The sequence below is a fragment of the Kitasatospora sp. NPDC101801 genome, from assembly GCF_044766665.1.
Lineage (GTDB): Bacteria > Actinomycetota > Actinomycetes > Streptomycetales > Streptomycetaceae > Kitasatospora.
The window spans coordinates 100,603-111,216 of record NZ_JBIWML010000005.1 but is presented as its reverse complement, the minus strand read 5'-3'; the positions used below and the strand labels follow the sequence as shown (position 1 = coordinate 111,216).

Below are 10,614 nucleotides of genomic sequence, written 5' to 3'. Positions count from 1 at the left end.
GCCCTGGTCGGGGGGGGGGGGGGGGCGCGCCGCCCCCCCCCCGCCCCCCCCCCCCCCCCCCCCCCCCCCCCGGGGCCCCCCCCCGGGGGGGGCCCCCCCCCCCCCCCCCGGGGGGCCCGACCGCTGTCCGGGACGGCTCCGACGGGCGCGGCAATCGGATGGCAATCGGATGCCGAGTCAGGACCGCCATGCTGTCCCCGTAACGCCGGGGACGAGGAGGACAGCATGCCGGAGAGCAGCGGACCAGGTGGCCACGCGGTCGTGGCGGGGGCGGGTATCGGGGGGCTGCTGGCGGCCCGGGTGCTGTCGGAGACGTACGAGCGGGTCACCCTGGTGGACCGGGACGCGCTGCCGCAGGGCGGCGGGCCGCGCCGGGGGGTGCCGCAGAGCCGGCACGCGCACGGGCTGCTGTCGCGGGGGTTCGAGGTGCTGGAGGAGTTCTTCCCCGGTCTCGGGGACGACCTGGTCGGGCAGGGCGCACTGGTCCGGGACGCGCAGGCGGACGTGCGGTGGTTCAACGACGGGCACCGGATGAGCGGCGGGGACTCGGCGCTGCCCTGTCTGATGGTCAGCCGGCCCGCACTGGAGACGTATCTGCGCACCCGGGTGGCGGCGCTGGACGGGGTGGAGATCCAGGACCGCTGCGAGGTGCTGGAACCGGTGGCGGAGAAGGCCGGTGGCCGGATCACCGGTGTCCGGCTGCTGCGGGTCAACGCCGAGCCGCAGACGGTGGCGGCCGACCTGTTCGTGGACGCCACCGGGCGCAGCAACCGGGGGGTGGCCTGGCTGGCCGGGCTGGGGTACGAGGCGGCGCCGGAGGACCGGGTCGACTCCAAGGTGGTGTACGTGTCGCGGGAGTACCGGCGGCGGCCGGGGGAGGCGGCGGCCGACGCGTACCTGGTGGGCGCCTCGGCGTCGGTGCCGCGCGGCGGGGTCGCGCTGAGCGCGGAGGGCGGCCGCTGGCTGGTGACGCTGTTCGGGATGAACGGGGACGTCCCGCCGGTGGACCCGGCCGGCTTCCACCGGTTCGCCGAGCGGCTGCCGGTGCCGGAGCTGCACGAACTGCTGGAGCGGCTGGAGCCGTTGACGGAGCCGCTGGCAATGCGCATCCCGGTGTCGGTACGGCGCCGCTACGAGCGGATCGACCGGATGCCGGCGGGCTACCTGGTCTTCGGCGACGCGCTCTGCCAGTTCAACCCCTCGTACGGGCAGGGCATGACGGCCGCCGCCCTGCAGGCGGTCGCGCTGCGGGACTGCCTGGCCCGGGGGAGCGGTCCGGCGGCGGTCCGGGAGTACTTCCGGCGGGCGGCGCAGGCCGTCAGCGTGCCGTGGGACATGTCGGTCGGCGGCGACCTGCGGTTCCCGTTCGTGGAGGGCCGGCGGACGCTGCGGGTGCGGCTGCTCAACCGCTACGTGGCCCGGCTGCACCGGGTGGCGGCGGTGGACCCGGAGGTGGCGCGGGCGTTCCTGACGGTGGCCAACCTCAGCTCGCCGCCGCAGGGGCTGTTCGCGCCGAAGGTGCTGCGCCGGGTGCTGCGCGGGCCGTCGGGCGGTGCCGGGGCGCGGGCGGCGGTGCGTCCGCCCTCGGCGCAGGCCACGGGGGCCTGACGGGGTGAGGGCGGACGCTCCGGAAGGACGGCTGAGGCCTGGTCAGGCCGCCCGTCCCGTCGGGGTGGAGAAGTCGGGGGCGGACCGGAGCAGCACCTGGCGGAGCTCGGCGGTGCACATCATGAAACCGTCCGGGGTGGGCAGGTTCCGCAGGTAGTGGGCGAGGTCCGCGCCGAGGGCGAAGACCCGGACCGGGGTGCCGGCGGCGCGGGCGGACTCCACCACCCGGCGGACGCCGTCCAGCACCGCCGGGTGGCGGGTCTGGTAGGACTCGGCCACCAGGTGGTTGCCCCGGTCGGCGGCCAGGTAGAACTGCACCAGGTCCTTCACCCCGACGAACAGCTCGCCCGCGCCGGCCGCGCAGATCGCCGGGGTGGCGTGCACGGCGGCGGGGGTCTCGATGAAGGCGGAGAGCGCCACTTCGGGCGGCAGCCGGAGGTGGGCCCTGAGCTGGGCGAACTCCTCGGCGTCGTTGAGGAAGGGCACCGAGAGGTGCACCCGGCGGGCGCCCTCGCCGAGCCGCTCGCGCAGTGCGCCGAGCACGGTGTGCAGGGCGTCCCGGTACTCGGCCGACCCCAGCAGCCAGCGGGCGCCGTGCAGGCCCAGCTCGGGGTTGGGCTCGACCGCGACGGCGGCCAGCTCGGTGACGCCGGCGGCGTGGTCGGAGCGGAGGTCCAGCAGCCGCAGGACCAGCCGCTGGTCGGGCAGCAGCGCCTCGGCGAAGGCGCACAGCCGGTCCGCGACGGCCCGCCCGTAGGCGGCGATCGCGGCCGGGCCGCCGGCCAGGGCGTCCAGCGGCCGCAGGCCCGCCGCCAGGCAGAGGAACTCCTCCCGGATGAAGAAGGACTCGACCCGTTTGGCGTTCGGGCCGCAGGCGTTCACCGTCTCGATGTCCTGGAGGTCGGCGATGACCGCGCAGGCCGAGCCCAGGTCGTCCACCGAGGGGGTGCCGCCGTCCGGGCCGGCGTCCCCGGTGCCCGGAGCGGACCCGAGGACGATCGACTGGCTCTCCAGATGCAGCGTCACCTCACCGACCAGGTCGGCGAGATCGGCCTGGTCGACCCGGAGCACCGGGATTCCCCGGCCCCGGCAGAGCGACTGCATGTGGCCGGTCAGCCCACCGGAACCGCAGACGACCGCTCTCGCCGCCACGATCGCCTCGTACAGGCCGGCTTCCAGGGAAGGGGCGACGAGGATGGATCCCTCGCGCGGGGTTCTGGTGCGGTTGCAGGTGCCGTGCAAGACGTTCTGCGTGCCACCGGTCAGCAGGAATCCCTGAATCCGTCGCCCGTTCAACTAGTCCTCCAGATCCTCGGCGTCCGCCAGTCCCAGTTGTCGGCGCAGCTGTCGTGGCGTCACGGAGATGTCGGTGAGTCGTTCGACGGCCGCCCGGTTGACGGCCGCCCTGATCAGGCGGTCGGACCGGAAGGCGTCCATCGGGAGGGTCAGGAGTTCGCCCACGGACCTGAGTTGGGCGTCCAGACGGGCGTCGAGCAGTTCCCGCTCATTTCGGGTCCGGGTGGCCAACCTCTTCGCCTCCAGGAGAACAGCGTCCTCGAAGCCCGTCCGGGTCGCTTCCTCAATGTTGCCGAGATGGCCGTGCAATTGAGCCATGTTTCGGGCCAGATCTTCTTCGCGCAGTTCCACTTGCTCGATCGCCCGCGCGGCGACCGCGATCGAGTGGTTCTTGATGGCGGCGAGATTGAAGGTGAACGCCCCGGTACGGCCGTTCCGGACGATCTCGTCGCCCTCCCGCAGGACGCCGACCGCCGAGATCGGCCCGGCGGGCTCGCCCTCGGCGGTCAGCAGCGCGCCCTGGCCGTCGACCTCCAGGCCGCGCCCGGTGCGGGCGTGCGGGACGGCGATCCCCTTCCGGAGCAGGTTCCGCCAGAGGGCCTGGCCGACCCGGAGGTAGTCCGACTCCCGGCCGAAGTTGGCGACCACCAGATCGGCCTCGATGGTCTGCCGCTGCGCCGGGGCGACCACCGAGACGGCCAGCCGCCCGGAGCCGGTCGGCGCGATCTCCGCCACCCGGCCGACGACCAGCCGCACCGGCCCGTCGGCCGGGTGCAGGGCGCGCTCGATGACGGACATCGTGTACTCCACCGCACCGACCCGGAACGCCGCGATGGCGGTGCCGAACTCGTCCAGCAGGCCGCGCAGTTCGGCCGAGGGAATCCGGTCGATCGCCTCCGGCAGGTGCGGCTCCCAGGCCTTGGCCACCCGCTCCGCGACCACCACCGGGTCGACCTCGGGGTGCTCCCGGGTCACCGCCGAACAGGCCGTCTCCCACTCGGTCCTGACCCGGCCGAGGAACTCCTCCCGGTTCCGGTACGGCTCCAGCAGCGTCTTCGGACAGGGGAGTCGCACCACCCCGTGCTCGTGACCGCCGGGGTAGGTCCGGAACATCGTGCCCGTCCTGGAGATCAGGTGGATCCGCCCGGTGTGGCCGCGCCGCAGCAGCAGGCCCGCCGAGTCGTACGCGCTCAGCACGGAGCCGACGATCGCGACGGTGGCCTCCGGCGGCAGCGCCTCCAGCCTGCTGACGGCGGAGGCGGAGTACGGGTTCCGGACGAAGGCCGCGTGGCCGCGTACGCCGGTGGCGAAGGGTGGATCGCGCTGTTCGAGGCCGGTGGCGAGCACGACGTGGTCGGCGAGCAGCACCGCCGCCTCCGGGCCCTCGCCGGCGGGTCGGCCGCCCGTGCTGAGCTGCCGGACCGTCACCTCGACCCCGGTGGGGCGGATCTCCAGGTCGACCGCCTCGCCGTCCGCCTCGATCAGCACCACACCCGGGCCGGCCTCCCGCCGGGCCTCGGCCAGCCGGTCGGCCAGGTAGTCCTGGAAGATCCGCCGGGGTGCCGGCCCCTGTTCGACGAACTCCAGTCCGGCCCAGGGCTCGGGCCAGCCCCGGCGGTCGGCCTCGTGGTTGGCCCAGCGGACGAAGTCGAGGACGTCCTCCCGGAACGCCGACATCCGGCCCGCCTGGATGTTGAAGACGTGGTCCCAGGGATTGCCGTCCCGGTGGTACGCGACCCCGGCGTTCCGGTAGTCGGACCGCCGCTCCAGCAGGACCACCTCGAGCGGGCTGCGCGCGAAGCGGAGCAGGCGGATCGCCGTGGCGGTGCCGGCCAGGCCCGCACCGACGACGAGCACCCTGGGGCACATGCCTGTTCGACTCATGGTGAAGCCTCCGGTGTGAGGGGTGGGGACGTGGCGCGGCGGTCGCGTTCGATTCCGGGGCCCGGTCGCCGGCCGGGCGGACGCGGGGTGTCCGGCCACCAGGCTAGGGGAGACGGGGGTGGCCGCACGGTGGGTTGTCCAGGGTGATGCCGGGTCAGATCGCTTGTGCTGGTGTCGAGTTGGGGCCGGTGGTGCGGCTGGGTGCCGAGTGGCGAGCTGGTGGCCGGGGAGCGGCGGCGAAGGAGGGGAAGCTCCAGGTCGGCGGGTCGGACCGCCCGGGGCGGGGTGTCGGCTTACCGTGGACCAGCGATCATGGCCGCTGGGAGGAGCCGATGTGCTGGAGCGCCGAGGCGGATCTGGTCGCCGGTACCGTCGTCACGGGCCTCGGGGTGGCGTGCCTGAGCGGGGTGCGGCACCGGCGGCAGCTGGCGCTCGCGGCACTGCCGCTGCTGCTGGGTGTGCACCAGCTGGTGGAGGCCGTGGTCTGGCTCGGCGGTGAGGGCCGGGTCGACCCGACGGTCGCTCAGGCCGCTCGGTTCGTCTGGGCGTTGATCGCGATGCCGGTGCTGGCGGTGATGGTGCCGGTCGGCGTCTGGTGCGCCGCCGGTCGGCCCCGGCGTCTGCTGCCGTTCCTGGTGCTCGGAGCGGCCACCGCGGTGCCGCTCACGGTGGCGATCCTGACCGGCCCCGTCACGGCGGAGGCCCACGGGCACACCCTCAGCTACGCGGTCGGCCTCCCGCTGGCACCCCTGCTGCTGGCCGGCTACCTGGTGGCCACCCTCGGCCCGCTGGTGGCCGGCCCCGACGCGGAGCTGCGCCGGCTCGGGTGGGCGATGGCGGTGGGCGCGCTGGTCTGTGCGGTCCTCTGGCGGACCGCCTTCGCCTCCACCTGGTGCGCGCTGGCCGCGCTGGTCAGTGTCCTGCTGCTGCGCTGGGTCCGGGGGCCGGCGGGCGTCCGCGCTCCCTGAGCAGCTGCTCGCACGGGACGGGGTGCAGAAGTGCGCGCCGGGCCGGGGTGGTTGGTCGCTCAACGGGGTCGACTCCGGGTGCCGGCCGCTGGGGAGCTGAGGCCGGAACGCCGACGGAGCCGCTGCCGTGGCGCGGCACGGCAGCGGCCCCGTCGGTCTCAGGCGTACGGGTCGAACGGGAGGCCGGCGGGCTTGGAGTTGTTGAGGGCGTCGTTGAAGGTGCTGTCGGTGATCTTGATCGTCGCCGAGCCGAAGTCGGCGGTGGTGAGCCGGTCGCGCAGGCCGGCCGGGTAGCCGCCCCAGCCGACCAGGCGCGGGTAGAACCAGCCGCCGGTGGTGTTCTCCGGCGGCTCGTCGTTGCCGTTCGCGAGCCGGAAGAAGTGGGTGGAGGCGCCGTCCTTGTGGTAGACGACCTTCGGGTGTGTCCCGTCGAAGCGCACCTGCGAACTCGGGTACCACTTCCAGCCGCTGTGCTGCGAGGTCGAGACGTACCGGACCTGGTTGTCGTTGATCCACACCACCACGTGCTCCCAGTCGTGACGGTGCCCGATGGCGGCCGGTCCGAGGGTGGCCTGGTCCTTCTCGAAGTAGCTCGCGTACACGACCGCGCACCAGCCGTTGTTGCACTTCTCGCGCGAGTACGTGTTGGCGTTCGCGAGCTGGGCGTAGTCGCGGCAGTGCCCGTTCACGCCCCCGCCGAGCTTCAGCCCGGGGTTGAGGGTGCCGTCGGGGCTGATCGCGGCGGTCGCGTAGCAGCCGTCCCGGTCGTAGTCGTAGGCGGGGGAGAAGGACTGCTCCAGCCCGTCGGCGTTCTGCGGGAGCGACTGGATGACTCCGGCGTGCGCGACGCCGGGGACCGCCAGGGCGAGGGCGGCGGCGCTGAGCAGGCACACGGCTGCGGACCGCCGGTGACGGGCCGGGCGGGGGGCCGGTGAGAGCGGGCTGCGCACATCAACTCCTTGGCGGGAAAGGGGTGGTGAGGTGCCACGGGGTGGGCTGGGCAACCCCGGTGGGCCACTGTAGTGCCCTCGGGGCAAGGCCCGGTGCTCCGGGCGTGAACATGCGTCATCCCTTGACAGGCGGCTCGAAAGCTTGATTGGTTGACGAGGCAGCAAGCCAACCGAATGTCCGGTCGGTTCATCGGGCGGAATCCGGTGGCCGGGACGGAGAAAGGCATGGAGCCCATGAGTGTCGAGCCGACCGCCCCGGCCCTCGCACCCCGCCTGGGGGAGCCGCTGCCCGCCGAGCTGCTGGACGCCGGGGAGCGGCTGAGCCCGGCGGAGCTGCGCGAGCGTCAGCTGGCCGGTCTGCGCTGGACGTTGCGGCACGCGTACGACAACGTCGAGCTGTACCGCCGCAAGTTCGACGCCGCCGGGGTGCGGCCGGAGGACTGCCGCAGTCCGGACGACCTGAGCCGGTTCCCGTTCACCACCAAGGCGGATCTCCGCGCGTCGTACCCGTTCGGGATGTTCGCCGTGCCGCAGGCAGACATCCGGCGGATCCACGCGTCGAGCGGGACGACCGGGCGGCCCACGGTGGTCGGCTACACCCAGGACGACCTGGACATGTGGGCCGACGTGGTGGCCCGCTCGATCCGCGCGGCGGGCGGCCGGCCCGGGCACAAGGTGCACATCTCCTACGGCTACGGCCTGTTCACCGGCGGGCTCGGGGCGCACTACGGCGCCGAGCGCGCGGGGTGCACGGTGATCCCGGCCTCCGGCGGGATGACGGCCCGTCAGGTGCAGATCATCCAGGACTTCCGCCCCGAGATCATCATGATCACGCCGTCCTATCTGCTGACCCTGCTGGACGAGTTCGAGCGGCAGGGCGTCGACCCGCGCAGCACCTCGCTCCGGATCGGCATCTTCGGGGCGGAGCCGTGGACGGAGGCGATGCGCCGGGAGATCGAGGGGCGCCTGGACATCGACGCGGTGGACATCTACGGACTCTCCGAGGTGATCGGCCCCGGCGTGGCGCAGGAGTGCGTGGAGACCAAGGACGGGCTGCACATCTGGGAGGACCACTTCTACCCCGAGGTGGTCGACCCGCTCACCGACGAGCTGCTCGCGCAGGGCGAGAGCGGCGAGTTGGTGTTCACCTCGCTGACCAAGCAGGCCCTGCCGATCATCCGGTACCGGACCCGTGACCTGACCCGGCTGCTGCCCGGTACCGCCCGTCCGGCTTTCCGGCGGATGGCGAAGGTCACCGGACGCTGCGACGACATGATCATCATCCGGGGCGTCAACATCTTCCCGACCCAGGTCGAGGAGATCGTGCTCCGGACGGCCGCCGTCGCGCCGCACTTCCAGCTCCGGATCACCCGGCGGGGCCGGCTGGACCACCTGGCGGTGGTCGTCGAGGCCCGTCCCGGCGCCACGCCCGACCAGCGCACCGCGGCGGCGGCCGAGATCGCCCGGAGCGTCAAGGACGGCGTCGGCGTCTCGGTGGAGGTGACCGTGGTCGACCCGGACACCATCGAGCGCTCGGTCGGCAAGATCCGGCGCGTCCACGACCTGCGCACCGGCTGACGCTTGCCGCCCGGTCGGCACCCCGGCCGGCGGACCCCGGGCGGGCTCGCTCCGGGGCCGGCCGGCGGTGGCCGGCCCCGGAGCGGGTGGCTCAGAGTGCGGCGGTGACGACGATCTCGACCCGGACCTCGGGGCGGTAGAGCGCGGCCTGCACGGTGGCCCGGGCGGGAGCGGCGTCGGCGGGCACCCAGGCGTCCCAGGCCAGGTTCATGGCGGCGAAGTCGGAGATGTCGGCGAGGAAGATCTCCGCGCGGAGGATCCGGCTCTTGTCGCTGCCGGCCTCGGCCAGCAGGCGGTCGATGGTGGCCAGTACCGTCCTGGTCTGCAGCTCGACGTTCTGGGTGAGGTCGTCGGCCACCTGGCCGGCCAGGTACACCGTGCCGTTGTGCACCACGGCTTCACTCATGCGCTTGCTGCTGCCGAACCGCTGGATCATGGACGTGCCTTCGCTAGTGCCGTTCAGGAGCGCCGATGGTACCGGCGCCGCCGAGCGGCCGTCGGGGGTGTCCAAACCGGGGGCGTCGGCCGGTCGGTCTCAGACCCGGCGGATGGTGTTGATCCTGATGGCGTCGGCCTGCATCACCTTGACCACGTCGCCGGCCCGCGGGGCGTGCACCACCAGGCCGTTGCCGATGTACATGCCGACGTGGCTCCGGTCGGACTTGTAGATCACCAGGTCGCCGGGCAGGGCGTTGTGCCAGTCGGTGCCGACATTGGTGCCCACGCCGGCCTGGGCCTGCGAGGTGCGCGGCAGCGAGACGCCGGCCTTCGCGTAGGCGTAGACCATCAGGCCGGAGCAGTCGAACTTGTCGGGACCGCCGGCGCCCCACAGGTACGGGTCGCCCTGCTGGGCGAGCGCGGTCTGCACCGCGACCGCGGCGTAGCCGCCGGCCGAGGGGAGCGAGGCGGGGTCGACCCGGGAGGAGCTGCGGGAGGCGGCGCCGTCGGAGCCGCGCAGGATCGCAGTCCGGTCCGCCACGCTGAGCTGGTTGAGCAGCTTCTGCGCCTCCTGGAGTTTCTGCTGCACCTCGGTCTTGGTGCTGTTCAGCGTCTGGGTGTTGCGGTCCAGCTCGGCCAGGACGGCGGCCGTCTCCTGCTTCTGCTGGTCGAGGCGGCGCTGCTGGTCCTGGAGCGACTTCAGGGTCTCGGCCTGGGTCCGGTTCACCTGGTCGACGCTGGAGGCCTTGGTCAGGTAGTTCTCCGGGTCGGAGGAGAGCATCAGGGCGACGGTCGGGTCCACCCCGCCGTCCCGGTACTCCTGGGCGGCCTCGGCGGCCAGGCCGCTCTGCAGGGTCGTCAGCTGCTCCTGGCTGCGGGCCACCTGGTCCTGGAGCTGGTCGGCCTGCTTGCGCAGCTGCTCGGTCCGCTCCTTGGCGCCGTTGAACCGCTCGGTGGCCGCCTCGGCCTGCTCGTACAGGGCGTCGACCTGGACCTTGACCTCGTCCTTGCCGGGCTTGGCCGGTGTCGCCTGGGCGCCGGACTGCGCGGAGAGGGCGACCACGGTCGCTGCGGCAGCGGTCAGCACGGAGACCTGGGCCCGGCTCGGCTGCTTGGGGCGGCGGTGGGAAGCCAAGGGAGGTGCTCCTTCTGCCCGGCCGGCCTCATCTGTTCGAGTGATGATCCGGATCGTTGGTTGACGTCTGACCGTAGTGAAGTCCCTGCTCCGCGTCCACTCCGGTTCTCGAACCGGTCCGGCCGGAGGGCGGGTTGACGGGCCGTCAGTGACCGGGGTGGGCCGCAGGGGCAGTCAGGTCTGCCCGGCCGGGCACGCGGGGCTTCCCTTCCCGGCTCCGCACGGGGAAGGGCGCCCGCTGGGTGGCGGGAAATTTCTTTCCGGTGGAGTGTCGATTCGGTCGGTCCCCGTTCGACGTACGGGTGAGAGGCGGGGAACGGCCCCGCTTCCGGGCTTGAGGAGTGCACCGTGCCGCGTTACCTGACACTGATCCGTATCGACGAGCAGAAGGCCGCGGCCTTCGAGGCCGATCCCGGCTTCGAGGAGCGGATGGGCGCGCTGTTCGAGGAGATCACCAAGGCAGGGGTGATGCTGGAGACCAACGGGCTGAAGCCGACCTCCGAAGGAGTCCGGGTGAAGTGGTCCGGTGGTGCGCTGAGCCTGACCGACGGCCCGTTCACCGAGGCCAGGGAGGTCGTCGGTGGGTACGCGATGCTCCAGTGCAAGGACATGGCGGAGGCCGTGGAGTGGACCCGGCGCTTCCTGGCCACCCACCCGGTGGGCTGGGAGGTCGGTGCGGAGGTCCGGCAGTTCGACGAGGCGCCGCAGCTGCCCTCGGCCTGACCCGTGCGGTTCCGGGTGGGGCAGAGCGGCCCGC

The 10,614-nt window shown here is 73.2% G+C and carries 9 protein-coding genes; 4 read left to right on the top strand and 5 right to left on the bottom strand.

Annotated elements, in window-relative coordinates:
- Window positions 1–225 precede the first annotated feature (225 nt).
- Entirely contained in the window at window positions 226–1,608 is a 1,383-nt protein-coding gene (locus ACIRPK_RS09695; protein ID WP_403035423.1) for an FAD-dependent oxidoreductase, read from the top strand.
- Between the two features lie 42 nt (window positions 1,609–1,650).
- On the opposite strand, the gene ACIRPK_RS09690 is transcribed toward ACIRPK_RS09695, so the two are convergent.
- Together ACIRPK_RS09690 and ACIRPK_RS09685 are read right to left on the bottom strand one after the other, a co-directional pair.
- Window positions 1,651–2,904 (bottom strand): putative PEP-binding protein, encoded by a 1,254-nt coding sequence (locus tag ACIRPK_RS09690; RefSeq protein WP_403035421.1) that lies wholly within the window; start codon window positions 2,902–2,904, stop codon window positions 1,651–1,653.
- On the bottom strand, window positions 2,905–4,788 hold the full coding sequence (locus tag ACIRPK_RS09685) for an FAD/NAD(P)-binding protein (protein WP_403035419.1): 1,884 nt from the start codon (window positions 4,786–4,788) through the stop codon (window positions 2,905–2,907).
- A gap of 332 nt (window positions 4,789–5,120) precedes the next feature.
- Here ACIRPK_RS09685 and ACIRPK_RS09680 point away from each other — a divergent pair, with 332 nt between their 5' ends.
- Window positions 5,121–5,756 (top strand): DUF6629 family protein, encoded by a 636-nt coding sequence (locus ACIRPK_RS09680; RefSeq protein ID WP_403035416.1) that lies wholly within the window; start codon window positions 5,121–5,123, stop codon window positions 5,754–5,756.
- A 158-nt stretch (window positions 5,757–5,914) separates the two neighbouring features.
- Here ACIRPK_RS09680 and ACIRPK_RS09675 read toward each other — a convergent pair whose 3' ends face one another.
- On the bottom strand, window positions 5,915–6,649 hold the full coding sequence (locus tag ACIRPK_RS09675; RefSeq protein ID WP_403035839.1) for an NPP1 family protein: 735 nt from the start codon (window positions 6,647–6,649) through the stop codon (window positions 5,915–5,917).
- 291 nt (window positions 6,650–6,940) lie between these two features.
- Here ACIRPK_RS09675 and paaK point away from each other — a divergent pair, with 291 nt between their 5' ends.
- The gene (gene paaK, locus ACIRPK_RS09670; protein WP_403035837.1) at window positions 6,941–8,284 is read left to right on the top strand and encodes a phenylacetate--CoA ligase PaaK; all 1,344 of its coding nucleotides are present in this window, start codon (window positions 6,941–6,943) and stop codon (window positions 8,282–8,284) included.
- 91 nt (window positions 8,285–8,375) lie between these two features.
- Here paaK and ACIRPK_RS09665 read toward each other — a convergent pair whose 3' ends face one another.
- Window positions 8,376–8,720: a RidA family protein gene (locus ACIRPK_RS09665; RefSeq protein WP_403035414.1), complete on the bottom strand. Its 345-nt coding sequence runs from the start codon at window positions 8,718–8,720 to the stop codon at window positions 8,376–8,378.
- A 99-nt stretch (window positions 8,721–8,819) separates the two neighbouring features.
- Window positions 8,820–9,857 (bottom strand): NlpC/P60 family protein, encoded by a 1,038-nt coding sequence (locus ACIRPK_RS09660; protein WP_403035411.1) that lies wholly within the window; start codon window positions 9,855–9,857, stop codon window positions 8,820–8,822.
- Window positions 9,858–10,205: 348 nt separating this feature from the next.
- Here ACIRPK_RS09660 and ACIRPK_RS09655 point away from each other — a divergent pair, with 348 nt between their 5' ends.
- A complete protein-coding gene (locus ACIRPK_RS09655) occupies window positions 10,206–10,580 on the top strand; it encodes a YciI family protein (RefSeq protein ID WP_403035408.1) in 375 nt (124 codons plus the stop codon).
- The last annotated feature ends 34 nt before the right edge of the window (window positions 10,581–10,614 follow it).

Bases quoted from the DNA above. Each gene is read 5' to 3' on its own strand.
- ACIRPK_RS09695 (WP_403035423.1), top strand. From the start codon at position 226: ATGCCGGAGAGCAGCGGACCAGGTGGCCACGCGGTCGTGGCGGGGGCG.
- ACIRPK_RS09685 (WP_403035419.1), bottom strand. From the start codon at position 4,788: ATGAGTCGAACAGGCATGTGCCCCAGGGTGCTCGTCGTCGGTGCGGGC.
- ACIRPK_RS09680 (WP_403035416.1), top strand. From the start codon at position 5,121: ATGTGCTGGAGCGCCGAGGCGGATCTGGTCGCCGGTACCGTCGTCACG.
- paaK (WP_403035837.1), top strand. From the start codon at position 6,941: ATGAGTGTCGAGCCGACCGCCCCGGCCCTCGCACCCCGCCTGGGGGAG.
- ACIRPK_RS09665 (WP_403035414.1), bottom strand. From the start codon at position 8,720: ATGATCCAGCGGTTCGGCAGCAGCAAGCGCATGAGTGAAGCCGTGGTG.